Annotated in this window: 24 protein-coding genes and 2 tRNA genes; 5 read left to right on the forward strand and 21 right to left on the reverse strand. The window is 45.6% G+C overall.

Features of this window, described 5'->3' with window-relative positions; genetic code table 11:
• The first annotated feature begins 312 nt into the window (after nucleotides 1–312).
• Nucleotides 313–744, forward strand: coding sequence for a hypothetical protein (locus AB0763_RS10800; RefSeq protein ID WP_306100678.1), 432 nt, complete (start codon nucleotides 313–315; stop codon nucleotides 742–744).
• A 59-nt stretch (nucleotides 745–803) separates the two neighbouring features.
• On the opposite strand, the gene rimI is transcribed toward AB0763_RS10800, so the two are convergent.
• The 3 genes from rimI to AB0763_RS10815 are packed head-to-tail and all read right to left on the reverse strand — an operon-like array spanning nucleotide 804 to nucleotide 2180.
• Complete coding sequence (gene rimI, locus AB0763_RS10805) at nucleotides 804–1238, reverse strand: ribosomal protein S18-alanine N-acetyltransferase (protein WP_306100677.1); 435 nt, start codon at nucleotides 1236–1238, stop codon at nucleotides 804–806.
• Entirely contained in the window at nucleotides 1231–1650 is a 420-nt protein-coding gene (locus AB0763_RS10810) for a DNA polymerase III subunit psi (protein WP_306100676.1), read from the reverse strand. The genes rimI and AB0763_RS10810 overlap by 8 nt, the downstream gene beginning before the upstream one ends.
• Nucleotides 1651–1679: 29 nt before the next feature.
• Nucleotides 1680–2180 carry a GNAT family N-acetyltransferase gene (locus AB0763_RS10815; protein ID WP_306100675.1) on the reverse strand — a complete coding sequence of 167 codons (501 nt, stop codon included), beginning with the start codon at nucleotides 2178–2180 and terminating at the stop codon, nucleotides 1680–1682.
• Between the two features lie 288 nt (nucleotides 2181–2468).
• Here AB0763_RS10815 and AB0763_RS10820 point away from each other — a divergent pair, with 288 nt between their 5' ends.
• A complete protein-coding gene (locus AB0763_RS10820) occupies nucleotides 2469–4514 on the forward strand; it encodes an EAL domain-containing protein (protein WP_306100674.1) in 2046 nt (681 codons plus the stop codon).
• A gap of 67 nt (nucleotides 4515–4581) precedes the next feature.
• Here AB0763_RS10820 and nlpI read toward each other — a convergent pair whose 3' ends face one another.
• The 15 genes from nlpI to rlmE form a co-directional block, all read right to left on the reverse strand.
• Entirely contained in the window at nucleotides 4582–5499 is a 918-nt protein-coding gene (gene nlpI, locus AB0763_RS10825; protein ID WP_306100673.1) for a lipoprotein NlpI, read from the reverse strand.
• A gap of 97 nt (nucleotides 5500–5596) precedes the next feature.
• Nucleotides 5597–7738 carry a polyribonucleotide nucleotidyltransferase gene (pnp, locus tag AB0763_RS10830; RefSeq protein ID WP_306100672.1) on the reverse strand — a complete coding sequence of 714 codons (2142 nt, stop codon included), beginning with the start codon at nucleotides 7736–7738 and terminating at the stop codon, nucleotides 5597–5599.
• A gap of 330 nt (nucleotides 7739–8068) precedes the next feature.
• A complete protein-coding gene (gene rpsO, locus AB0763_RS10835; protein ID WP_306100671.1) occupies nucleotides 8069–8338 on the reverse strand; it encodes a 30S ribosomal protein S15 in 270 nt (89 codons plus the stop codon).
• A 117-nt stretch (nucleotides 8339–8455) separates the two neighbouring features.
• Nucleotides 8456–9397 (reverse strand): tRNA pseudouridine(55) synthase TruB, encoded by a 942-nt coding sequence (gene truB / locus AB0763_RS10840; protein WP_306100670.1) that lies wholly within the window; start codon nucleotides 9395–9397, stop codon nucleotides 8456–8458.
• The gene (rbfA, locus tag AB0763_RS10845) at nucleotides 9397–9792 is read right to left on the reverse strand and encodes a 30S ribosome-binding factor RbfA (RefSeq protein ID WP_306100669.1); all 396 of its coding nucleotides are present in this window, start codon (nucleotides 9790–9792) and stop codon (nucleotides 9397–9399) included. Before rbfA ends, truB begins: the two co-directional genes overlap by 1 nt.
• A gap of 94 nt (nucleotides 9793–9886) precedes the next feature.
• Nucleotides 9887–12616 carry a translation initiation factor IF-2 gene (gene infB / locus AB0763_RS10850; protein ID WP_306100668.1) on the reverse strand — a complete coding sequence of 910 codons (2730 nt, stop codon included), beginning with the start codon at nucleotides 12614–12616 and terminating at the stop codon, nucleotides 9887–9889.
• Nucleotides 12617–12637: 21 nt separating this feature from the next.
• Complete coding sequence (nusA, locus tag AB0763_RS10855; RefSeq protein ID WP_306100667.1) at nucleotides 12638–14125, reverse strand: transcription termination factor NusA; 1488 nt, start codon at nucleotides 14123–14125, stop codon at nucleotides 12638–12640.
• A 19-nt stretch (nucleotides 14126–14144) separates the two neighbouring features.
• Nucleotides 14145–14600, reverse strand: a complete 456-nt coding sequence (gene rimP, locus AB0763_RS10860) for a ribosome maturation factor RimP (RefSeq protein WP_306100666.1) — start codon at nucleotides 14598–14600, stop codon at nucleotides 14145–14147.
• Nucleotides 14601–14805: 205 nt separating this feature from the next.
• Nucleotides 14806–14882: transfer RNA gene (locus AB0763_RS10865), tRNA-Met, on the reverse strand.
• A 57-nt stretch (nucleotides 14883–14939) separates the two neighbouring features.
• Nucleotides 14940–15023: transfer RNA gene (locus tag AB0763_RS10870), tRNA-Leu, on the reverse strand.
• A gap of 10 nt (nucleotides 15024–15033) precedes the next feature.
• Entirely contained in the window at nucleotides 15034–15384 is a 351-nt protein-coding gene (gene secG, locus AB0763_RS10875) for a preprotein translocase subunit SecG (RefSeq protein ID WP_306100665.1), read from the reverse strand.
• A 201-nt stretch (nucleotides 15385–15585) separates the two neighbouring features.
• A complete protein-coding gene (gene glmM / locus AB0763_RS10880; RefSeq protein ID WP_306100664.1) occupies nucleotides 15586–16932 on the reverse strand; it encodes a phosphoglucosamine mutase in 1347 nt (448 codons plus the stop codon).
• An 8-nt stretch (nucleotides 16933–16940) separates the two neighbouring features.
• Complete coding sequence (gene folP / locus AB0763_RS10885; protein ID WP_306100663.1) at nucleotides 16941–17777, reverse strand: dihydropteroate synthase; 837 nt, start codon at nucleotides 17775–17777, stop codon at nucleotides 16941–16943.
• A gap of 64 nt (nucleotides 17778–17841) precedes the next feature.
• Nucleotides 17842–19815: an ATP-dependent zinc metalloprotease FtsH gene (gene ftsH, locus AB0763_RS10890; protein ID WP_306100662.1), complete on the reverse strand. Its 1974-nt coding sequence runs from the start codon at nucleotides 19813–19815 to the stop codon at nucleotides 17842–17844.
• Nucleotides 19816–19922: 107 nt separating this feature from the next.
• Nucleotides 19923–20552 carry a 23S rRNA (uridine(2552)-2'-O)-methyltransferase RlmE gene (gene rlmE / locus AB0763_RS10895; RefSeq protein ID WP_306100661.1) on the reverse strand — a complete coding sequence of 210 codons (630 nt, stop codon included), beginning with the start codon at nucleotides 20550–20552 and terminating at the stop codon, nucleotides 19923–19925.
• Between the two features lie 104 nt (nucleotides 20553–20656).
• On the opposite strand from rlmE, the gene yhbY reads away from it, so the two are divergent.
• Entirely contained in the window at nucleotides 20657–20953 is a 297-nt protein-coding gene (gene yhbY / locus AB0763_RS10900; RefSeq protein WP_306100660.1) for a ribosome assembly RNA-binding protein YhbY, read from the forward strand.
• 192 nt (nucleotides 20954–21145) lie between these two features.
• On the opposite strand, the gene greA is transcribed toward yhbY, so the two are convergent.
• Nucleotides 21146–21619 carry a transcription elongation factor GreA gene (gene greA, locus AB0763_RS10905; RefSeq protein ID WP_306100659.1) on the reverse strand — a complete coding sequence of 158 codons (474 nt, stop codon included), beginning with the start codon at nucleotides 21617–21619 and terminating at the stop codon, nucleotides 21146–21148.
• Between the two features lie 257 nt (nucleotides 21620–21876).
• On the opposite strand from greA, the gene dacB reads away from it, so the two are divergent.
• Nucleotides 21877–23310 carry a D-alanyl-D-alanine carboxypeptidase/D-alanyl-D-alanine-endopeptidase gene (gene dacB / locus AB0763_RS10910; protein ID WP_306100658.1) on the forward strand — a complete coding sequence of 478 codons (1434 nt, stop codon included), beginning with the start codon at nucleotides 21877–21879 and terminating at the stop codon, nucleotides 23308–23310.
• Here the strand turns inward: dacB and AB0763_RS10915 are convergent.
• Complete coding sequence (locus AB0763_RS10915) at nucleotides 23304–23639, reverse strand: hypothetical protein (RefSeq protein WP_306100657.1); 336 nt, start codon at nucleotides 23637–23639, stop codon at nucleotides 23304–23306. The two genes, dacB and AB0763_RS10915, sit on opposite strands and share 7 nt — an antisense overlap.
• A gap of 519 nt (nucleotides 23640–24158) precedes the next feature.
• On the opposite strand from AB0763_RS10915, the gene AB0763_RS10920 reads away from it, so the two are divergent.
• Nucleotides 24159–24596 carry a YbaN family protein gene (locus tag AB0763_RS10920; protein WP_306100656.1) on the forward strand — a complete coding sequence of 146 codons (438 nt, stop codon included), beginning with the start codon at nucleotides 24159–24161 and terminating at the stop codon, nucleotides 24594–24596.
• 39 nt (nucleotides 24597–24635) lie between these two features.
• Here the strand turns inward: AB0763_RS10920 and tyrS are convergent, their stop codons facing one another.
• A complete protein-coding gene (gene tyrS, locus AB0763_RS10925; RefSeq protein ID WP_306100655.1) occupies nucleotides 24636–25823 on the reverse strand; it encodes a tyrosine--tRNA ligase in 1188 nt (395 codons plus the stop codon).
• Nucleotides 25824–25845: the final 22 nt, after the last annotated feature.

Genomic DNA, 25845 nt, shown 5'->3' on the forward strand with positions numbered 1-25845 from the left:
AAGGACCGCATGTGATCAAGACCCAAACACGGTTAGTCATCAATAACTAACGAAATATTCGGATTAACATTTAAAGATTAGCTGGAAGCCATACCTTTACGTAACTGATTTAAAAATAAAAATAAACTTTGTAAACCAGATCAATATTTTGGTGTACACAGATTAAAAGACAGGTACCCATTGATGACCTCAGAGAAAAAGACCGCACTAAGAATCAAAAAATTTCTATTGATAAAACTTTTTTCTTGGCAAAGTGAAAGAAAGTAACCAAAAACGCTTTCTTATTTAAAAGATAATTAACTGGAGAGTATTATGGAACATCAAGCACCCTATCCGGCAAACTTTGGTCAACGACTGAGTTGGTCATTACTGTCATTGCGCCTTGGGGTATTTATCGTTATGTTTATTTGGACGTTAGATAAGTTTATGAATCCTGGCCATAGTGTGGTCATTTTTCAAAAATTTTATTCTATGGATGCATCAACCTCGATCATTTACCTCTTAGGTGTTGCACAGTTGATACTGGTTGTCGCTTTTTTGGCGGGCGTTGCGAAGCGTTATACCTATGGACTTATTTTACTGATGCATTTGGGCTCGACACTGGCCTCGTTTAATCAATACTTGGACCCCTTCAAACATTTACTGTTTTTTGCCGCTTGGCCGATGCTTGGCGCTTGTCTGACGCTTTATTTACTGCGAGAGTTTGATACAAAATGGACGTTATCTCGGGCTAAAAACGTCTAATTGCCCTCGTGGTAAAAACTCAGGCAGTCCAACAACTGCCTGAGTAATCCATCGATGAATCAAAGTGTTAAACACATGATCAACGCATCCTCATAACCTTGCTTCGCCGGGTAATAATTTTCTCGACGAGTGACCTCTGAAAAATCAAACTTGTGGTACAGGGCTTGAGCAGAAAGGTTACTGACCCTGACTTCCAACCATATACTGTCCGCATTGAGACTTTTTGCCTGCGTGATTAGGGCCGATAATAAACAGCTCGCGATCCCCTGTCCCTGGTTGACTTTCGCCACGGCTAAATTGTGAAGGTGCACTTCCCCAGCGATGCACTGTGAGTAACAATACCCAAGCCCTTTTTCTTGCTCAAAATAACCAAAGTGATAAGCTCCTCGACCATCAAGCTTTGATAAGGTGCTGTAACTCCAGGGAGAGAGATGAACTTGTTGCTCAATCGCTTCCACCCACGTTATATCATGCGCGGTTAATGGCCTAATCACGCTCGCCTCCTAAGCTTTGTTTTATTTGGTGCCATAGATGTCTTTTATGTGCTTGGGAAGCATTGATCACCGCTAAACTGGGTGAGATCAAAACTGAAATATCACTATGATCAAGCGCAGTCGGATCGCAACCGCAAAACCACACCCAACGCAAAGCTTGTTGATCAATCGTGCTGATATCACGGGGGAAAACATGCCCAACTTGAGACAACGTCAGGCCCATACTTTGCGCTATCTTTTGCAACAAAGTCGAGTAGTTTTGGCTGGGTTTCTCTGACATCACTAACAATAATTGGCAGTCATTGACCGGTGAAATTTTTTTCGCTTGGTAACCAAGCAAACGTTCTGGATGAGTGAGTTGCCAGGTACTGATACCCATCTCAGACAAATATGAAGAATGATTTTCACGCATTAGCTTAACAGTACAATAATCAATAGAATTTAAACAAACAGTTGTTTTTGTTCTGGCGAGAATAAAAAACTTGGATTGTTCGGACAGGATGTCGATGAGGGAGCCAAACTTAACCAAGCCCAATGGGAGGCGTCGAGATCAGCCTTGTCTACTGCTATCTTATCCGCCGTGCTTTTATAAGCCCACCAAGCACCTTGATGAGTCACACAAGTGGAATAACTTAACTCACTAAGTGTTTCAAGCCCATATTCGATCAACGCCTCTTTCAACGACCCATCACGCTGAAAGGAAGGAGAAAGAGTTAACGCACACAGCCACTGAACAGACTGGGTCGATTCTAGTGCTAACTCAGTAAACAGTAAATGCCCCTGAATCATCCCGTCATCATCACAGGCAACCAATGACAATGTCATCTGCCCAGTTTGCCTTAATTTGCGAATGGCCCTAGGCAACTCATCAGAGTCACCGTAGTCAGTAACCAGTTGCTCAATCGGCAATATATCAGCGGGGGCTTCTGTGCGAATCAACATCCCAAATCCCTTAAAAATTAATGATATTTGTAACGATTTCACACTTTCGCGTGAACAATCGTAGAATTAAAATGGCTTTGACGAATTAGACTATATACTTACTCAAGTGAAAGCGATATTTTTTTCACGATTTTCTTTGTGTGAAAAAAATGAACCTTAAATGGCTCATATGGATATCACCTCACAATCAGGTCATGCTAGCATGACGCGTTTTTACAAAGTCTTTTATACACGCATTTTTAAGACAAAATATGTTCAAATTCACATCTTCAAATGTTGGTAGGTAGAATGCTTTCAGAGCAAATGCAGCACTGGTTTACGAGATTGACATCGAATAATACCTTCTTTTTTGCCATTTTAGACAGTCAACACAATTATTGCTTAGTCAACGACAGGTATTGTGATGTATCGGGTTTGTCCAAGACGGAATTGGTTGGAAAAAATGACCAACAAATCTTAGGGGACAACTTTTACCACAAGCTCAAACCCTATTATCAGCGTGCCATCAAAGGCGAGTTTATCGAGTCAGAAATTTCACTCGACGACTCCGATATCGAAACCAGTTTACAGTTTAGTATTACCCCACTCGATGAAGGGGAGCTCAAACGCTATTTGATTTTCCATGCTGTAGACACCTCTGAAAAACATTTGCTGGTTCGCTCCTTAGAAGAAGCTGAAAACAAGTTTTCTCACCTCCTTCACCTGCTCGATGATGGCCTACTGATGGTTGAAGATGACATTATTTTATCGGCCAATCCAGCCGCCGCCAAATTGCTTGGCTATAACGCGCCTAAAGAGCTACTTGGTGAGCAATTGTCTCGCTTGTTTGTCGATGCGCAAACCAAACAAAGCTTTGCCCGGCCGCTCAGCGAATTGTTGTCAACCACACCAACCCCTTGCTCAACCAGTGCTCGTTGTGGTTTTGAAAAAGCGATGACTCTGTGCGCCAATCAAACTTTTCAGTTTGGGGCACCGATTCAAATGGTCATGCTGCAATCAAGAAATTCACAAACCTCAACCCTCGACGAGCAACCCAAGGATAACATTGGTATTCAAGACCCTCTAACAAAGCTCTACAACCGCACAGGTTTTACCCAACGCCTAGAGCAATTTATTCGCAACAAAACGCCTTTGGTTCTCTTGTATCTCGATATCGATAACTTCAAGAATATTAATGACTCCCTTGGTCATCATATCGGTGACCGCGTGATCGAAGAAGTGGCGAAGCGGCTACAACGCTCTTTGCCAAAGCGTGCGATTCTAGGCCGATTTGGCGGAGATGAATTCGGCATTATGATTCCGGAAGCGGAGAGCACGCCCCATGCGATTGAGCAATTAGGGCAAAAAGTGATTAATCTCATCAACCAGCCGTTTGATTTACACCACTTTACCAAGCGTTTGGCCTGCTCTATTGGCAGTGTGGTTTATCCCACTAACGCCAAAGATGCACGCAGTTTGCTGCAAAGTGCAGACACCGCGATGTATGAAGCGAAAGAGCGCGGTCGCAATCGCTTAATCCAATTTCATGAGCAAATGAATAAAGAAGCGAGAATGAGACTATGGTTGGAGATTGAATTACAAAAAGCGCTGCAACAAAACGGCCTTGAAGTCTGGTATCAGCCTAAGGTGAATGCTCGTGATTTTACCATTCATGGCGCCGAAGCCTTAGTGCGTTGGAAACACCCGGTAGAAGGCTACATTAGCCCTGCCGCCTTTATCCCTGTCGCTGAAAAAGCAGGTCTTATTGAGCAACTTGGCAAAGTGGTCATGCGCGAGGTGTTCACGACAGTCAAAAAGTGGAAGCAACAAAATATTCTCCCTGGCAGGGTGGCGATCAACTTATCGCCAGAGCAATTTGGTAACTCCCTCTTGACACAATACATGGAAAAACTGCTCAAAGTGACAGGGTTGGATCCCAGCTGTATTACCTTTGAATTAACGGAGAGCGCAGTGATGAGTGACAGTGACCACACATTACAAATGCTCAACGCGATTAAAAAATTGGGCTTTTCGTTATCGATAGACGATTTTGGTACTGGGTATTCATCACTGTCTTATTTAGCTCGTTTTCCCATTGATGAGTTAAAAATAGACCGAGCGTTTGTCTGTGATATCGACACCTTACCCAAACAGGTCACCGTGATTGAAAACATCATTAACCTTGGACACGCACTAGAGCTCAATGTCGTGGCTGAAGGAGTAGAAAACCGAGAGCAAGCCAGTTTACTTTCCAATCTCAAGTGCAATTCAATTCAAGGCTTCCACTTTTATCGACCTCAACCCAAACAAGAGGTTGAGGTCTTATTTGCCAAAAATAAGCGTAACAAAAATTAATTGGTGAACAGGCTATTGGCGAATGAGATGAAAACTTTCATTTGATTTTCATCTCATTGAACGAGAGTCATTGCTCTGCACTGTCATCTTTCGCCGATGCCGACTCTTCCTCATCCAGAGTTAAGCTACGATAAATGTTGCCAAGCTCGACAAACGTATACCTGTGCTCTAAATAGTCAAAAACGTTATAAGATAAGACCAATTTATACAAAGAGATCGCATGGGCGTAATCTTGGTTGATTTGATATTTTTTGCCCATATAAAAGTACAACTCGGTTAAGCGCTCAGCGAGATCGTTATTGTTTTCGCTATTGTCCATCACCACTTGAAAGGCTTGTCGCTCACTAATTTCATCGAGCATGACAGCGACAATTAACCACCCCCAACGAGCGTTTCTCTGCTGATAACTCTCTGCTAAGTGGGCTTTAGCTTGTTGCGGGTCCACTTTTTGCTCAATGACATAGCGCCACAACACGCGAAAAGGATCACTGGGATCTTCACGCCAATAAGCGTTCATATCTTCGAGTGCCAACAAGTAGCGTTCGCCGTAATACAGGGCAATGGCGCGATTGCGCTGAGCAAAAGTATCTTGCGGGTTGAGCTCCAATGTCGAATCAAAAAATTGATAAGCATCATCAAAATTGGCCCTTTGCGTTTCATAGACACCAAGGATATTAAAGATTGCCGGTTGCTGGGGGTTGATCTTCAATGATTGAAAAAAATCAACGCGAGCTAACTCATCCAGCCCAACACTGTCATAGAAATGCCCTCGCTCAACCAACATTTTGGCCCTGACATCAGCCGGTAGGTTTTTTCGCGCAAGCAACTGCGTTAACTGAGCAATTTTCACTTGTTGTTCTGCCGAAGGCTGCAGCGGTACTGCCATAGCCGGAAAGACCCAATGTTCAGAAGTCTCCTGTTGAGTAGCGCAACCGCTCAGTAATAGTACTGAGCTCATTCCCAATAATGCTAACCATTTCACCACTCATATACCCCTTGTCAAAGAAAAAGGGAGCTATCGCTCCCTTTTGATATAGACACCAGTGAAACACAAAAGTGCTTAAGCAGCAAAAAGTTCTGCTTTATTCACCTGCATTATCTGCCGATGCTGGCGCTTGTTCTGCTTCTTCTGCTGGTTTCTCAACCGCTTCTTTCATGCTCAAACGCACGCGGTTTTGACGGTCAATTTCCAAGACCTTCACTTTTACTTCTTGGCCTTCGCTCAAGTAGTCAGAGACTTTCTCGACGCGTTTATCCGCAATTTGAGAAATGTGTACCAAGCCATCTTTACCAGGCAAGATGGTCACGAAAGCACCAAAGTCAGCAAGGCGAGCAACTTTACCTGTGTAGATGCGGCCAACTTCAACTTCTGCGGTGATTTCTTCGATACGGCGAATCGCTTCTTTTGCCGCTGTTCCTTCGGTTGCTGCAATTTTGATGGTACCGTCATCTTCGATTTCAATCGTTGTACCGGTTTCTTCTGTCAATTGACGAATAACCGCACCGCCTTTACCGATAACGTCTTTGATCTTTTCAGCACTGATCTTCATCGTGTGGATACGAGGAGCAAACTCAGAGATATCATCACGAGCGCCAGCAATGGCTTGATCCATGACAGATAGGATGTGCTTACGCGCACCTTGTGCTTGATTTAGCGCAATCTGCATGATCTCTTTCGTGATACCTTCAATCTTGATATCCATTTGTAGCGCAGTAATACCTTCATTGGTACCCGCAACTTTAAAGTCCATATCACCTAAGTGGTCTTCGTCACCTAAGATGTCAGACAGCACGACAAAATCATCGCCTTCTTTCACTAGGCCCATCGCAATACCGGCAACGGATGACTTAATTGGCACACCTGCATCCATAAGAGCAAGGGAAGTACCACATACAGAAGCCATTGATGAAGAGCCGTTAGACTCGGTAATTTCCGATACAACACGCACTGTGTATGGGAATTCATCAACCGATGGCATTACCGCAGCAATACCGCGTTTAGCCAGTTTACCGTGACCAATTTCACGACGCTTAGGTGAACCGACAAAGCCCGTTTCACCCACACAGTATGGAGGGAAGTTGTAGTGTAACAAGAAGTGGTCTTTACGCTCACCGGTCAACTCATCGATAATTTGAGCATCGCGCTGGGTACCAAGCGTCGCGGTCACCATAGCTTGGGTTTCACCACGAGTGAACAAAGCCGAACCGTGGGTACGAGGAAGTACACCCGTACGAACATCCAAAGCGCGAACCATGTCTTTTTCACGGCCATCAATACGCGGCTGACCAGAAATAATACGGCTGCGAACAACGGTTTTTTCTAGATCGTGGAAAATCGTGTGGATCTCTTTCGGGTTAAGCGTGTCATCTTCCGCCAATAGCGTTTCGCTGACTTGAGCACTGATTTGACCAATGCGTTCATAACGCGCCATCTTTTCAGTGATCTGATACGCTTCGACCAATTGCGCTTCTGCTAGCTGTGCAATTTTTGCTTTCAGCTCAGTGTTTTCCGCTGGAGCAACCCAGTCCCATGCCGGTGTTGCGACTTCTGCAGCAAACTCATTAATGGCGCTGATCACCGTTTGTTGTTGATCGTGGCCGTAAACCACAGCAGAGAGCATTTCTTCTTCTGTTAAGTTATCCGCTTCGGATTCAACCATTAATACAGCCGATTCAGTACCCGCAACCACTAAGTCTAGTTTAGAGTTTTCAAGCTCTGTGTTACTCGGGTTTAACACTAACTGACCATCGATATGACCAACGCGCGCCGCACCGATTGGGCCGTTAAATGGAATGCCTGAAATGGCCAATGCCGCAGACGTACCAATCATAGTAACAATGTCAGGTTGAACATCAGGGTTCACCGAGACAACTGTCGCAATCACTTGAACTTCGTTTTTAAACGAATCTGGGAACAGTGGGCGGATTGGGCGGTCGATAAGACGAGCGGTTAATGTTTCGCCTTCTGAAGGACGGCCTTCGCGTTTGAAGAAACCACCAGGGATTTTACCTGCCGCGTAAGTACGCTCTTGGTAGTTAACCGTTAATGGGAAGAAATCTTGGCCTTCAACGGCCTCTTTTTTACCAACCACTGAAACGAATACAGCAGTGTCATCCATGGTCACCATCACAGCAGCGGTGGCTTGGCGTGCGATAATACCAGTTTCTAAAGTAACGGTATGATTACCGTATTGAAACGTTTTTACTACGGGTTTTTCGAACATGTCTTGTCCTTTGCTCTTTGAGCCTATAAAAATTAACAAGGGCAGTGAGACATTGCTTATCGCGACTAATCCAAACAGGCTCAAATAACCTGCTTGGAATAGCCGCGACCAAATGGTCGACGTGTGATGTGACTAGCAACGCCCAAAGCCACTTATGCCATAGGATGAAACCGCTGGTTACTCCAAGTCAGTTCACCCTATTAGCATGAATAAAATCCGATGAGATTTCGCCAAATAGTATAACGATTTAATCGGCATTTGGCTAAATTTCACCAATAAAAAAGGGGCATAAAGCCCCTTTTTCAAATCATTGTTCTTTGTCTGTCGAAATTAACGACGTAGACCTAGACGCTTGATTAGGTCTTGGTAACGAGCTAGATCTTTACCTTTTAGGTAATCTAGAAGTTTACGACGACGAGAAACCATACGTAGAAGACCACGACGGCTGTGGTGATCGCCTTTGTGCTCTTGGAAGTGACCTTGTAGGTGTTTAATAGAAGCAGTAAGTAGTGCTACTTGTACTTCTGGTGAACCAGTGTCGCCTTCGCCACGTGCGTATTCAGCTACAACAGCTGCTTTAGTTTCTGCATTCAGAGACATAATTCTCTCCTAAAGAGTTGAGTTAACGTTTGTACCAGCCAATCTCTGATTCAGCCGGTACGAGGAGCGGGGATTATAGGCAATAACCTCCGCTAAAACAAGTTCAATTATCGTTGTTTATTGTTCGCGAAAAACCACTAGGCGCTTAGGGGCAATATTGCCATCGTCATTAATCACCCCAACACCGATAAATGTTTGAGATTCACCGGCGGTCAAACACACCTGGCCTGATGCCGGAGCGCCAATAACTTGGACTGGCTGGCCGTGTAGAATCATATCGGCTAATTCATCGATCAAATTGACTTTAGGCAGCGCAGCAACCGCGGTATCCATAGGCAATAGCAAAGGATCAAGTAGCGTTTTTGGCGCCACTTGACTCTCGTTGGCTTGTTCGAGTAGCGCATCGAGTTGCTCGAGCGTGACCATTTTTTCATAAGGATAATTGGCAACGGCAGTGCGGCGCAGATACGTCACATGCGCGCCACAGCCTAGCATTTCACCCAAGTCATCAACGATAGTGCGGATGTAAGTGCCCTTAGAACAATGAACGTCCATTTCGATTTCATCATTCTCATGTTTTATCAACTGGATATCATAGACGTGGATAGGACGTGCTTGACGCTCGACCTCAATCCCTTGTCTTGCATATTCATACAAGGGTTTACCTTGGTGCTTAAGTGCAGAAAACATCGAGGGAACTTGAAGAGTTTCACCGCGAAAACTCTCAACCGCTTGAGCCAATTGCTCAGGGCTAAAGTCGATTGGACGACGCTCGACAATCTCACCATCGGAGTCCGAGGTGTCGGTGCGCTCACCCAGTTTGGCAACCACGCGGTAGCGCTTGTCGGAATCAAGCAAGAATTGTGAAAACTTGGTTGCTTCACCCAAACAAATGGGCAGCATCCCCGTCGCAAGAGGATCTAACGCGCCAGTATGACCAGCTTTTTCAGCAAAAAAAGCGCGTTTCACTCTTTGTAGTACGTGATTACTCGACTCGCCAGTGGGCTTGTCTAATAATAAAACCCCATCGACGGGGCGTCCTTTACGACGACGTGCCATTACTCTTCGTCCTCGCGACCTGATGAGTGTTTTTTCTCATTGTCTTGACTGACCACTTCACTGACCAAGTTAGACATTCTCATCCCTTCAACTAGCGTCTCATCGTAATAAAAACGCACTTCGGGGGTCAGGCGTAAGCGAATGCGTTTGCCAAGCATCATTCGAATGTGGGTCTCGTGCTCACGCAGCGCTTTGAGACAGCTTTCTGGAGTCTGCTCACCCACACATAAGAAAGTAACAAATACTTTGGCGTAAGCGAGATCACGAGACACTTCAACATCGGAAACCGTGACCATGCCCAAACGAGAGTCTCTGACTTCGCGTTGTAAGATCATCGCCAATTCTTTTTGCAATTGTTGTGCGACACGTTGGGTGCGGCTGAATTCTTTTGACATAACTTTTTCTCTTTATAGAAGAATGGGGGGATGGTTATCCCAGCCCCCCATGGTGTATTTAAACAACCCGTTTGCTTAATGCAACCTGAGTGAATTAATCGATAGTACGTTTAATTTCAACGACTTCGAATACTTCAATTTGGTCACCAACGCGGACATCGTTGTAGTTTTTAACACCGATACCACACTCATAACCATTTTTCACTTCTTGCACGTCATCTTTAAAGCGACGTAGCGACTCAAGCTCACCTTCATAGATAACCACGTTATCACGAAGAACGCGAATTGGGTTATTGCGCTTGATGACACCTTCTGTGACCATACAGCCGGCAATCGCGCCCAACTTAGGTGATTTGAACACATCGCGAACTTCAGCAAGACCAATGATCTCTTGCTTAAATTCAGGCGCAAGCATACCGCTCATCGCTTGTTTCACTTCATCAATCAATTGATAAATGATTGAGTAGTAACGCAAGTCTAAGTTTTCAGTTTCAACGGTACGACGAGCAGAAGCATCAGCACGAACGTTAAAACCAACAACGATAGCGTTAGACGCAGCCGCAAGAACAGCATCAGTCTCGGTAATACCACCAACACCAGAACCAACGATATTGACTTTTACTTCATCCGTTGACAATTTCGTCAATGAATCAGCAATCGCTTCAACCGAACCTTGAACGTCTGCTTTGAGTACAATGTTCAGTTCTGCCACGTCACCAGAAGCCATATTCGAGAACATGTTCTCAAGCTTCGCTTTTTGTTGACGAGCAAGCTTAACTTCGCGGAATTTGCCTTGACGGTAGTTGGCGACTTCACGCGCTTTACGCTCATCGCGAACCACAGTGGCTTCATCACCGGCCGCTGGAACACCAGACAAGCCCAATACTTCAACAGGAATCGATGGGCCTGCTTGCATCACTTCGTTGCCGAGTTCATCACGCATTGCGCGAACGCGCCCGTACTCTTGACCACACAGAACGATATCGCCTTTGTTCAACGTACCCGATTGAACTAGGATGGTAGCGACAGGACCGCGACCTTTATCGAGGCGAGATTCTACCACCACGCCAGAGGCCATGCCTTCTTTCACTGCGTTAAGCTCTAACACTTCCGCTTGAAGAAGAATTGCTTCAAGAAGCGCATCTATGTTGGTTCCCTGTTTAGCAGAGATGTGAACAAACATGTTCTCACCGCCCCACTCTTCAGGAATAACATCAAACTGAGCAAGCTCATTTTTAACGTTGTCTGGGTTCGCTTCTTCTTTATCGATCTTGTTCACTGCAACAATAAGAGGCACACCCGCCGCTTTCGCGTGTTGGATAGCTTCTTTTGTTTGTGGCATGACGCCATCGTCTGCAGCAACAACCAGAACAACGATATCCGTCGCTTGAGCACCACGAGCACGCATAGCGGTAAAGGCCGCGTGTCCTGGGGTATCCAGGAAGGTGATCATGCCGTTATCCGTTTCTACGTGGTAAGCACCGATGTGCTGGGTAATACCACCGGCTTCTCCAGAGGCAACGTGAGCACGACGAATGTAATCCAGTGTCGACGTTTTACCGTGGTCAACGTGACCCATAATGGTCACAACCGGTGCACGAGGCACAGATTCAGCGTTGTCATCGCGATCAGAAAGTACCGCTTCTTCAAGCTCATTTTCTTTGCGCAGAACCACTTTATGGCCCATTTCCTCAGCAACTAACTGAGCTGTTTCTTGGTCGATAACTTGGTTGATGGTTGCCATAGCACCCATTTTCATCATCACTTTGATGACTTCAGTGCCTTTGACAGACATTTTTTGAGCCAGCTCAGAGACGACGATCGTTTCACCGATGACAACGTCTTGCTTAGCAACCGTTGCTGTCTTATCAAAGCCGTGCTGCATCGAAGAAGGTTTAGATGGCTTGCGATTGCGGCGATTCGCCTTATTACGCGGTTCGCGACCGCTGTTGGCATTTTCGCTGTCTTTCGAGCTTGCTTTCTTTTTCTTCTTACGACGACCGCCCTCTACGCGACGGTCTGCTTCATCTTCGGCCTCACGGGCATAACGTGAAGTCGTTACATGGTAATCTGTATCTTCCATATCACCTTTTTTCTCTTGTTCCGCAGACCAACGCTCATTATTTTGTTCAGCCAGTTGTCGAGCTTCCTGAATTTTACGCTGACTTTCTTCTTCAGCCTTACGCTTTGCCGCTTCATCCTGACGACGTTTTAGCTCTTCGGCTTCTTTTCGCGCTGCTTCTTGCTTTAATTTCTCTTCAGCGACATGGGCCGCCTCTTGATCGCGATGTGTTGCATTAGCTTCACTTTTCGCTTTTTCTTCTGCGTCACGCTTAGCGGCTTCTTCGGCCTCACGCTTCGCTTTTTGCTCAGCTTCGCGTTTGGCAGCTTCTTCCGCCTCGCGCTTTGCTGTTTCTTCTGCTTCACGCTTCGCTTTTTCTTCGGCTTCGCGTTTAGCAAGTTCTTCGGCTTCACGTTTCGCGGCTTCTTCCGCTTCGCGTTTTGCTTCTTCGTCGAGTGCACTGCGTTTTACATAAGTGCGTTTCTTGCGAACTTCGACTTGAACGTCTTTATTTTTACCACCTGCTGCACTAACACTAAGAGTACTGCGCGTTTTGCGCTGAAGTGTCAAACGAGTCGGAGCGCTCTCATCACTGGTGTCTCCGTGCTCTTTTTTCAAGTAAGTCAGTAGAGTTTGTTTCTCTGTTTGTGAAATCGTATCACTACTTGACTTGTTAATGCCAGCGTCGGCGAGTTGTTTTATCAAGCGGTCAACTGGGGTGCCAATCTCTTCACTCAGTGCTTTCACGGTAAATTCTGTCATGCCGCCTCCTCCTTGCTGATATTATGCGTCTTCTCCAAACCAACAAATATTACGAGCAGCCATAATCAGCTCTCCGGCGCGCTCTTCTGTCAGTCCATCAATACCTTCTAAATCATCGATACCTTGATCGGCTAAATCTTCCAAGGTAATGATGCCTTTAGCAGCGAATTTGAAAGCAAGCTCACGCTCTAGGCCTTCTAATGCCAGCAAGTCATCTGCAGGCTCAACATCTCCGTAAGCTTCTTCTTTTGCTAGTGCAATCGTGGTCAATGCATTTTTTGCACGGCCGCGCAGCTCTTCAACGAGATCTTCATCTAAGCCGTCGATGTCCAAAAGCTCATTGACGGGCACATAAGCAACTTCTTCAAGAGTAGAGAAACCTTCTTCAACCAGTAGTTGAGCAAAATCTTCTTCAATATCGAGATACTTCATGAAGTTTTCAATTGAGGCTTCAGACTCTTCAGCGTGTTTCTTCTGAAGATCTTCAACCGTCATGACATTGAGCTCCCAACCGGTCAGTTGAGATGCCAAACGAACGTTTTGACCACTGCGACCAATCGCCTGAGCTAAGTTGTCCGCTTCGACAGCAATGTCCATCGTGTGGCTGTCTTCATCAACGATGATTGAAGCCACTTCGGCAGGCGCCATCGCATTGATCACGAATTGCGCTGGGTTGTCGTCCCATAAAACAATATCGATACGCTCGCCGCCGATCTCACCAGAGACAGCTTGAACACGAGCACCGCGCATACCGACACATGCACCAACTGGGTCAATACGCTTATCATTGGTTTTAACCGCAATTTTAGCACGTGAGCCCGGATCGCGAGCCGCACCGCGAAGTTCAATTAACTCTTCACCGATTTCGGGTACTTCGACACGGAATAGCTCAGACAACATCTCAGGCTTAGAGCGCGTGATAAACAACTGGAAGCCACGAGCTTCCGGTTTTACTGCGTACAAGAGACCGCGAACGCGATCGCCTGGGCGGAAGTTTTCACGTGGCAGTTGGTCTTCACGAAGAATGACCCCTTCCGCGTTGTTACCCAAATCAATAACGACGGTTTCGCGGTTGACTTTTTTTACGACACCGGTAACCAACTCGCCTTCATTGTCGATAAATTGCTCAACAATTTGTGCGCGTTCAGCTTCGCGAACTTTTTGTACGATCACTTGCTTCGCCGTTTGCGTCGTAATGCGATCGAACTTGACTGATTCGATTTGATCTTCAACAAATTGACCTAATTCGATCTCTTCGTCGTCGTATTGCGCGGCCTCAAGAGAGATTTCCTTAGTTGGGAACTCAACCTCTTCGACGACCAACCAGCGACGGAAAGTATCAAACTCACCGGTTTTGCGATCAATAGCAACACGAACATCAATTTCTATTTCGTATTTTTTCTTGGTTGATGTTGCCAATGCGGTTTCAAGTGCTTCAAAAATACGCTCACGAGGAACTGCTTTCTCGTTAGAAACCGCCTCAACAACCGCTAAGATTTCTTTACTCATTGTGTCTTGCCTCTAAGACTTAAAATTTAGGGATAAGATTTGCTTTAGAAATATTGCTCAACGCAAATTGTTCGGATTGCCCATCGACCAGTACAGTGACTGTCTCGCCTTCTACAGCGTCAATCACACCTTTCCACTTGCGACGATTTCCAACGGCCATTTTGAGAACAACATTGACCTCGTGACCTAAAAACTGCTGGTAGTGTGCAGCTTTAAAGAGTGGTCTTTCCATACCTGGTGAAGACACTTCCAGGTTGTAAGCCACTGTAATTGGATCTTCAACGTCCAATACCGCACTGACTTGATGACTCACTTCTGCACAATCATCGACATTAATGCCGTTTTCATGATCAATATAAATACGCAAAGTCGAGTGCTCACCAGCACGAATAAACTCTAATCCAACCAACTCATAACCTGATGCAGCCACAGGAGCTTCAAGCATTTCAGTAAGTTGTCTTTCTAAACCAGTCATTTAAACCACTCCAGAAACAAAAAAAGGGCTCAGAGCCCAATCAAAATTACCAAGCAACTTCTGAATTTCTTCAGATAATAAAAAACCCCGAAAGTCGGGGTTTTTAGTTGCTGGACCCTGAATCGTTGAGTTAATAAAACGTAAACTCAACTGCAATACCATGCGATAGCGGTATTGCTACAAACTTGTTAGGTTCGGCAAAGTTTGGTTGCGGGGGCCGGATTTGAACCGACGACCTTCGGGTTATGAGCCCGACGAGCTACCAAACTGCTCCACCCCGCGTCCGACTTGAGTGCATTATACGCACTGACAAGTGATTTACAAGTTTGTCAAGAATAATGGTGCCGAGAGAGGGACTCGAACCCTCACACCTAAGGCACTAGCACCTCATGCTAGCGTGTCTACCAATTTCACCATCTCGGCACAAAAATCTTTATTGAGGAATCTCGTCACTCGAAGGTGCAGAAGATTCGCTCGATTTATCAGTCAAAGCATCTTGAATCAAAGGTTGAACAGATTGGTTCAACGATGGGTCAAGCCATTCTGATGCGTCTTTGTGAGTAGACATGTTGCCTAGTACAAGACTGATAATAAAAAATGCAGTTGCAAAAATTGCAGTCATTCGGGTTAAAAAGTTACCAGAGCCGCCAGAGCCAAACACTGAGTTTGAAGCACCTGAACCGAATGAGGCTCCCATATCTGCGCCTTTACCTTGTTGAATCAACACCAGGCCAATAACAGCAAGCGCCGCCAACAGGTAAATCACAAGTAGAGCTGTAAACATAACGTCCACCTATGTTCCAAATTGTTGAGCCAGCGCCGTTCAAAACACTCTGTTAGGAACAAGGCTAGCGCCTCTACTTTAAGAGGCGGAGGCAATACTATCGAAAGCCCATAGCGCTGACAAGGGAAAAATAACAAAAAAACCAACCACTGACATCAAACGGTCAAAAATAACACAACAAAGAGCGAATGTGTTCAGATTTTAACAGTTTGCTTTTACCGCAGTGGCAATATTCTCGGCGCTTTGCTCCACCAGAGCCCGGTCTTCCCCTTCTACCATAACTCGGATCAATGGCTCAGTGCCGGACTTTCTCAATAACACGCGTCCTTTATCGGCTAGATTGCGCTCCACCTCTGCCACGGCCTGGGTAACCGCCGGCGCCGTTAATGGATCAATATCACCACTAAAACGTACATTGACAAGAACTTGCGGGTAAAGCGTCATACCACAAGCCAATTCATGCAGGGTCATCTCACTGCTCACAACACAAGATAAAACCTGTAAGCCAGCGACTATCGCATCCCCTGTGGTGACCTTGTCGAGCAAAATGATATGGCCTGAGTTTTCTGCGCCAATTTTCCAACCTTTTTGTTGCAGTTTTTCCATCACATAACGGTCACCCACCGCAGCGCGGGTGAAAGGAATACCCAACTGTTTGAGGCCTTTCTCCATCCCCATATTGGTCATGAGCGTTCCGACAACACCGCCTTTTAGCTCCCCGCGACGCAGTGCTTCTCGCGCAATTAAATACGCAATTTGATCACCGTCGATTTTCTCGCCTTTTTCATCGACCATGATCAAGCGATCGCCATCGCCATCAAAAGCTAGGCCTAGGTCTGCTTGTTCTGAGATAACGCGCTGTTGCAGCGCAGCGACATCGGTAGCACCAACTTTATCGTTAATGTTTGTACCATTAGGCTCAACCCCCATGCCAATGACTTCAGCTCCTAACTCGCGAAAGACACTCGGTGCGATATGATAAGTGGCACCATGAGCGCAATCGACGACGATTTTCAGTCCCTTTAGGCTTTGCTGATTGGGAAACGTGCTCTTACAAAACTCAATGTAGCGCCCTGCAGCGTCAACGAGTCGCTCTGCTTTGCCGAGATCAGCAGACTGAACACACTCAATGGTTTTATTCAACTCAGCCTCGATTTCCAACTCGATTTCGTCTGGCAATTTAGTCCCTTCCGACGAAAAGAACTTAATACCATTGTCGTAATATGGATTGTGTGACGCTGAAATGACAATACCCGCTTCAGCGCGAAAAGTCTGGGTCAAATAAGCAATGGCAGGGGTAGGCATCGGCCCTGTTAGTACCGCCTTTAGGCCTGCAGCGGCGAGCCCTGCCTCAAGAGCTGACTCTAACATATAACCTGAGATGCGCGTGTCTTTACCGATGATGACTTTTTTGGTGCCTTGCTTGGCCAATACTCGGCCAGCCGCCCAGCCCAGTTTCAGTACAAAATCAGGGGTAATAGGATACTGACCCACTTCGCCTCGAACACCATCGGTTCCAAAATACTGTCTTTCGTTAGACTGTGACATAATTCGCCTTAACTTGTTTTGTTTTCTTGCATCGTTCGAATAATGGCCATCGCTTCCAAGGTTTCTTGAAAGTCATGAACTCTAATAATATGTGCCCCTTTGAGCACAGCGAGTGTGGCGCAGGTGACGCTACCGACCATACATTGCGACGGTTGCTTTTCTAGTAGTTTAAAGATCATAGATTTGCGTGACATCCCAGCCAACACCGGCAGGTTAAATTTATGAAATTTTTCTAAATTCGCCAACAGATGATAATTGTGTTGTAACGTTTTTCCAAAACCAAAACCAGGGTCGAGAATCAAGTTCTCTCTTGGAATACCGGCCTGTTCACACGCCGACACACGTTCAGTTAAAAAATCCTCGACGTCTTGAAAGACATCGCGGTATTGAGGGGAAACTTGCATGGTTTGCGGTTGCCCTTGCATGTGCATAATACACACCGGCACCTGTGCTTTGGCTGCCACCGCCATCGCGCCAGGCATAGTTAATGAACGGACGTCATTGATGAGATCAGCCCCGGCCTCCACCGCTTGTTTCATTACCTCAGCTTTACTGGTGTCGACAGAGATCCACACGGATGAGAATGCCCGGATCGCTTTAATCACAGGGATCACTCGAGCTAACTCTTCTTCTTCACTGACCCATTCCGCGCCTGGACGAGTTGATTCTCCGCCTATATCGATAATGGTGACACCGGCCTCAATCATGGCTTTGGCATGGGCGACTGCGGCTTCGGTTTGACGATACAAGCCGCCATCAGAAAAAGAATCTGGGGTGGTATTGACTATCCCCATCACTTGGGGAGTGGTGAGATCGAGCGTTTTGTTTTTTGATTTAATCTGCATGTGTTAACTCAGCATAACGACAAAAAACCCCGAGCGTGACTCGGGGTTTTTAATGAGGAAGAGATTACTGTTTGTTCTCTGAATCCTCTGTTGAAGATTCAGGTGAAGACTTATCACTGTCAGAAGTGTCTGTCTTATTCGTCTCTTCTACTTGTTGGGAGGTAGGCTCCGCTTTCGCTACTGGCGCAGTACTGTTGGCAGCCGCTTCATCTTTTTCAACCCAACCAGCAGGCGGGCGAATGTCAGACTTACGAGCCATCAAATCGTCAATTTGGCCAGCATCAATGGTTTCGTATTTCATCAACGCATCTTTCATTGCATGCATAATGTCCATATTCTCTTCAAGAATACGCTTAGCACGGTCGTAGTTGCGGTCGATAATTTGACGAATTTCATCGTCGATTAACTTCGCGGTATCATCAGACATGTGTTTGGTTTGTGTCACACTGCGCCCGAGGAAAACTTCCCCTTCCTCTTCAGCGTACAACAACGGACCCAATTTATCTGAAAAGCCCCATTGAGTGACCATCTTACGTGCAATATCGGTTGCACGCTCAATATCGTTTGATGCACCGGTAGACACTTTATCAGCGCCGTAAATGAGCTCTTCTGCCAGGCGGCCGCCATACAAGCTCGACACCATAGACTCTAAGTGTTGACGAGACATACTAATGCGATCTTGCTCAGGCAAATACATGGTCACACCCAAAGCACGGCCGCGTGGGATAATTGACACTTTGTAAACCGGGTCGTGTTCTGGTACTAAACGCCCGACAATCGCATGACCAGCTTCATGATAAGCCGTTGATTCTTTAATGTCTTCAGACATCACCATAGAACGTCGTTCTGCGCCCATCATGATTTTGTCTTTTGCCAACTCAAACTCAACCATGGTCACTTCGGTTTTGCTACCACGCGCAGCAAATAGCGCCGCTTCATTGACCAAGTTCGCCAAATCCGCACCAGAGAAGCCTGGTGTACCACGAGCAATCAACTCAGGTTTAACGTCAGATGCGGCAGACACTTTACGCATGTGTACTTTCAAGATTTGTTCACGTCCGCGTACATCTGGCAAACCAACAACCACTTGACGGTCAAAACGGCCTGGGCGCAATAATGCCGGGTCCAAAACATCTGGGCGGTTTGTTGCGGCGATAACAATAATACCTTCGTTACCTTCAAAACCATCCATCTCTACCAGCATTTGGTTTAGGGTTTGTTCGCGTTCATCGTGACCGCCACCGACACCAGCGCCACGCTGACGACCAACCGCATCAATTTCGTCGATAAAGATAATACAAGGCGCTGCTTTCTTCGCTTGTTCAAACATATCTCGAACACGTGAAGCACCAACACCGACAAACATCTCAACAAAGTCTGAACCGGAGATAGTGAAAAATGGTACTTTGGCTTCACCCGCAATCGCTTTTGCCAGCAAAGTTTTACCCGTACCAGGAGGGCCCACCATCAACACGCCTGTTGGGATTTTACCCCCTAATTTTTGGAAGCGGCTCGGATCGCGAAGGTAGTCAACCAGTTCTTTAACGTCTTCTTTTGCTTCATCACAACCGGCAACATCGGCAAACGTCGTTTTGATTTGCTCTTCGCTCATCATGCGAGCTTTACTCTTACCAAACGACATGGCGCCTTTACCACCGCCACCTTGCATCTGGCGCATGAAGAAAATCCACACCCCGATAAGAAGAATCATGGGGAACCACGAAATGAAAATGGTGCCCAACAAGCTTTGCTCTTCAGGTGGGGTACCTTGGACTTTGACATTTTTGTTGATCATGTCATCCAGTAACTTTTGATCGTAAACTGGCATGTAAGTCACGTACTTTGCCGTTCCACCACGACGAGTGAAGGTAATTTCACTGTCTTTGAAGGTCGCTTCCTGAATTTGACCTTGTCCAACTTCCTGAACAAAAGTCGTGTAGTCAACTGCTCGCCCACTGCTATCGCCTGGACCGAAGCTCTGGAATACCGACATCAATACAACGGCGATAACCAGCCACAGAATTAAATTTTTTGCCATGTCACTCAAGGTGTCAGCCTCTCGATAACTAATTGTAATTAAAGGTAGGGTACTACAGTTTTTACACTGTAGCTATGCATACATTGCCGCACTTAACGCCTAATTAGTTACCCTTTGTAACCAGTTGCAACAATGTAGACTTCACGAGAGCGAGCCCTCGACGAGTCGGGTTTGCGTATTTTGACCACTTTGAAGAGATCGCGTACGTCTTTTACATATTGATCGAAGCCTTCACCTTGGAAGACTTTGACCACAAAGCTACCATTAGCAGCTAGAACTTGTCGACACATATCTAAGGCCAATTCGACTAAATACATGGCTCTAGGCTGATCAACCGACAAATTTCCCGCCATGTTAGGCGCCATATCAGACATCACAACATCGACCATATCGGGTTGAATTCTATCGAGCAAAGCCTCTAAAACCGCATCTTCACGGAAATCACCTTGCAAAAACGCAACACCGGCAATGGAATCCATTGGCAGAATATCACATGCAATGACTTGCCCTGACTCTCCGACAATATTCGCGGCATATTGTGACCAACCACCAGGCGCGGCTCCTAAATCGACAACCGTCATGCCGGGTTTAAGCAACTGATCTTTGCCTTGAATTTCTTCAATTTTAAAGATTGCCCGAGAGCGATAACCCTTTTTTTTGGCTTCGTTTACGTATTTGTCATCGAAGTGTTCTTTCAACCATCGGCCTGAACTGGCTGAATGTTTCTTTTTGCTCATGAGTATCCCAAATTTCAACGTGACTAATAAATGATAGTCTTCCGGTTAAGATGGCGTTAAAATACGCGTTTTCAACCCTTATCTTAAATAAATTTGAGTACGTAATGAACCTAAGCACAAAACAAAAGCAGTACCTTAAAGGCCTAGCACACAATCTCAAACCCGTCGTACTGATGGGAGCAAACGGTCTCACAGAAGCAGTACTGGCCGAAATTGAGATTGCATTGGATCATCACGAACTGATCAAAATCAAGGTTGCATCTGAAGATCGCGACACTAAGAATTTGATCATCGATGCCATCGTTCGTGAAACGAAAGCAGAAAAAGTACAAACTATTGGTAAAGTACTGGTTCTATATCGCCAGACAGAAGACCGTAAAATCGAACTGCCTCGTAAGTAACGTCTGTTTATACGTTAAAACAAAAAAGACGGCTCACACCGTCTTTTTGTTTTTTATTTGAAGCATCTCTCATTAAAAAAGAGTCATTGTTCAAATGATCGCCGCCTTGATTCTCAGCAGAGTGCTTTTATCGCGCTTTGCCTCATTGTGTCCCGTGACAAAACCTGTGCCAACGCGATAGAGAGACAGGGGTTAGATATAGTCAACACTGTCAATTTCAAAGTCGCGATCGCCGCCAGGCGTAGAGATCACTACTTCGTCACCTTCCATCTTGCCAATCAAACCTCGGGCAATCGGTGAGCTTACAGATATTAGACCCGCTTTGATATTTGCTTCATCGTTACCGACAATTTGATAGCGTTTTTCTTCTTCGGTATCGCAATCAATCAGCGTAACCGTGGCGCCAAAGATAACTTTGCCCGTGTTGTCCATTTTGGTCACGTCAATAACTTGGGCAACCGATAATTTGTACTCTATATCGCGAATTTGAGCTTCACAAATCCCCTGCTCTTCACGAGCGGCGTGGTATTCCGCGTTTTCTTTTAAATCGCCCAACTCACGTGCTTCAGCAATTGCTGCGGAGATTTTTGGACGAAGCTTTAATAAACGGTCAAGCTCTTCTCGCAGCTTCTTTTCGCCGCGAACTGTCATAGGAATTTTTTCCATTTTTTACCTCTATGCCAAAGTGTTCTTTGGACAAAATAAAACTACCTAGTCGAGCGAGACTAGGTAGTCATATGCGTGAAACAATTCGTGTTAGTGTAAACAAATATGGGGGTGAAATCATCTATATTCAAGGCTAACTGAGAAACGCTTATCAATTCTTACAACGATTTTGACAAATCCAAGACTTAGTTCACTAGAGGGATGGGCAAACTCTCGCTATACTCAAAACTCAAACGAACCATTGGTCCTCACAGCTCATGCCAGATCGCACTTTAATACTTTCACTGCTTTTTTTTCTTTGCTCACTCTTGGGGCCTTATTCACTGGCAGACACTCTTGAGCTCGATACTTTACCGCAGAATACCCGCTATTATTTCCAAGTGGAAAACCTATCCGACCCTAGTGATAACTTCATACAGAATAATCAAGACGGCTTTTTTCCACCCGCGAGCACCCAAAAACTGTTGACCGCATTAGCCGCTAAACTCGAACTTGAGCCCGATTTCCACTATCGGACTGAATTATCGAAAAAAGCAGACCATTGGTATTTGCATTTTAGCGGCGATCCCACATTGTCGCGCCAAGATTTGTTAACACTATTAACCCAAGCCAAGGAGCAAGGGTTAACCCATATCAAAGGCAACCTTTATATTGACGACACTCACTTTTCAGGACTTGGCAATGCCGTAGGTTCTCCTTGGGATGCACTGGGGGTTTGTTATAGCGCGCCCAGTCAGGCGACCAATTTAGATCACAATTGTATCCCTGGTGCCCTTTATACGTCTGCCAGTGGAAAAACGCGTGTCAATGTCCCTAAACAATATCCTATTTATGTCGACAATCAAGCCGTCACGGTAACCTCTAGCGTAAAGAAACAACAGCATTGCGAACTCCATCTGCAAGCGACCAATGACAATCACTATGTATTAAGTGGGTGCATTGTCGAGAGAGAGAAGCCCTTACCGCTGAATTTTGCCGTCAGAAATACCTCGCTCTATACCACTCAAGTTATCTATCAACAGCTCAATCAGCTAGGCATTACCCTTGATGGACAAGTTCTTACCGCCCCTCGCCCCAAGGACAGTGAACTCATCGCGCAACATCAATCCCAACCGTTAGATGATTTACTCAAAGTCATGTTGAGAAAATCAGATAACCTCATTGCGGACAGCATGACCAAAACCCTAGGACAAAAATTCTTCTTTCAACCAGGTAATTTTGATAACGGTACCGAAGCCATTAAGCAAATTTTACTCAGTAAAGCAGGCATTGACCTCACCCATGCTCAGATTGTTGATGGCTCAGGCCTGTCGAGGAGTAATCGACTGACGGCGGGAATGTTACTCGACGTGTTGCGCTATATTGGGCAACACGACAAGACACTGAATTTCGTCACACTGTTGCCTCGTTCCGGTCAATCAGGCACGCTTAAATACCGACGTAGTATGCTCGCGAGCCCTGTAAAGGGAAACATAGCCGCCAAAAGTGGTACGCTGTATGGCACCAAAAACATGGCGGGGTTTGCCTTAAATGAACAAGGTGAGCCCACGCGAATATTTCTACAATTGGTGAGTGATTACTTTCCAGAAAAAGACCGTAAGACCTCTCCTTTAACCCAAGTAGAACGGCGTTTTTACCCTTTGGTTGTGCAACGTGACATGGCCCTTGCTCAACAACGGCCTCATCAATAGAAAAGAGGGACAGGGATCACCAACACGCCTAAAGCAATGAATACTTTTACCCAACGAGGCAAAGTATAATGACTCTCAGGGGCCGCAGTCAGAGCGATGTGATAGGAATGAGCCCGTTCGGGGGCTTGCTGGCTAAGCTCTTTAAGCCAGAGTTTAACTCGATCCGCATCACACTGCGAAAGTACGGCTAATCCCTCGTCAAAAGACATCAGCAATAGCAAGCGAACTTGGTGTGAATTGTCGTACATTAAAAAAGCTTTGGTCGCCGCTTGGATATCTTGCTCAGAAAAGCGCCCTTTTGGCGAATAATGGTTTGTCATCGGCATCATATTGTTGCTCCTAATATCATAGGATCAAATCCTTCGCTTCTCCTCAAATGAGATAACTTATTGTGGAAAAGCAAACGCCAACGGAGAAACAGATAGCAAGGAGTCACCTCCTCAGATCCGCTTATCCCTTAACGCTTGGACAAGGGGTGTTATAAGTTCATTATGCTCAACCTCTTAATTGATCCTGATTAATTCATTTAACCATAGTATAGCAAAATTGATCGCCTTTTGCTCACCCTTCTCAAACGCCTTCCATGCTCAGGGTTGCGCCGTGATTGCTTTTCGTTGACTACCAATGTCAATGGCAGGGAGCTGGGCAAGGTTTTTTAGGAATCTATTTGCACCGCCAATCGCACAGCGATACTATTTATTTTGGTGTAGCACAATCGCCGATTTACCTGGCCGGTAAAAAAAACAATGTGAGCTTTCTTCGCGTTGTACCAATACTGACATAGCGTATTTTATCGAGCACCATTACTCCTTCTAAGGGCATGCGCTTTTCAACACTAAGAGACTTCCATGGACCAAGAGCCGATTACACGAAAAGAAAAAATCAAAAGAAAAGGGTTTGCCTGTATTGGCTGGACCAGTGTGATTCTCGGTTTAATTGGGATCACCGTGCCTTTGTTGCCCACTGTGCCTTTTATTTTATTGGCACTGTATTGTTTTGGCTGCTCATCTCCTGCATTTCAGCAATGGCTATTGGATCATCCTAAACTCGGCCCTATGGCAAGGCGATTAAAAAACAATTCAGGACTGACCAAAAAAGAAAAGATCAATGCGTTAATTATGATCTGGCTCTCGATGGGGGCGGTGGCGTACTTTGTCGCTTGGGGTACACATTGGTTTTATGCCATTGCAGGCCTCTTGGCGTTTGAAACCTGGTTTATTTTACGCTTTAAAACCGCCGACAAAAAGATCGCAACGAAACCGAAAACAGAAAAAACCCCTAATTAAATTAGGGGTTGAATATGCAATCAGTTTTTTTACAAGCGATTATTGAATGGTAATACGAGCAAATTTGCGTTTGCCAACTTGGAAGACATAAGTCCCAGCCTGTGGCACAAACTTAGCATCTACTGCTTTTTCACCATCAATTTTTGCCGCACCTTGTTTTACCATTCTCATGGCATCTGATGTCGAAGCACATAAGCCAGCTTCTTTTAGCAAGTTACTCAAGGGTAAGCCGGCTTCAAAGGTAAACTCTGGCATTTCATCCGGAATCGCCCCTTTTTGGAAACGATTGATAAATTCTTGTTCTGCGGCATCGGCATCGGCTTCGGTATGGAAACGAGCAATAATTTCTTTAGCTAATAAGATTTTGATATCACGTGGGTTTTTCCCATTCGCGATCTCAGCTTTAAATTGCGCAATTTCCTCTAATGGGCGGAATGACAGCAATTCGTAGTAACTCCACATCAAATCATCCGAGATTGACATGATCTTGCCAAACATTTCACTCGGTGCTTCGGTAATACCAATATAGTTATGCGCCGACTTCGACATTTTCTTTTCGCCATCCAGGCCAACCAAAAGCGGCATCATTAATACCACTTGAGGCTTCTGACCATGCGCTTTTTGCAGTTCACGCCCCATCAATAAATTGAATTTTTGGTCCGTACCACCAAGCTCAACATCCGTCTCCATGGCGACAGAGTCATAGCCTTGGAGTAATGGGTACATAAACTCGTGAATCGCAATAGCTTGGCCATTTTGGTAACGTTTTTTAAAGTCATCGCGCTCAAGCATACGCGCTACGGTTTGGTTGGCCGCAAGGCGGATCATCCCTTCCGCACCAAGCTCAGATAACCACTCAGAGTTAAATTGAATTTTGGTTTTCTCAGGATCTAAAATTTTAAACACTTGCTGTTTATAGGTTTCAGCATTGCGGATAACGTCTTCACGGGTCAAAGGAGGACGGGTTGTGTTTTTGCCCGTTGGATCGCCGACCATACCGGTAAAATCGCCGATCAAGAAAGTGACTTCATGGCCGAGCTCTTGGAAGGCACGCAATTTATTCAAAATCACGGTATGCCCCAAGTGAATGTCTGGTGCTGTCGGATCCGCCCCAAGCTTAATGCGCAACGGACGATCTTCTTTTAATTTTGTAATTAACTCTTCTTCGGGAATTAACTCTTCCACACCACGCTTAATTTCGGCCAATGCCGCTTCAAGACTCGCCATTGTTTGTTCACTCCCACAAATT

Origin of the sequence: Vibrio sp. HB236076, from assembly GCF_040957575.1 — a bacterium.
In the GTDB taxonomy this organism is placed as follows: domain Bacteria; phylum Pseudomonadota; class Gammaproteobacteria; order Enterobacterales; family Vibrionaceae; genus Vibrio.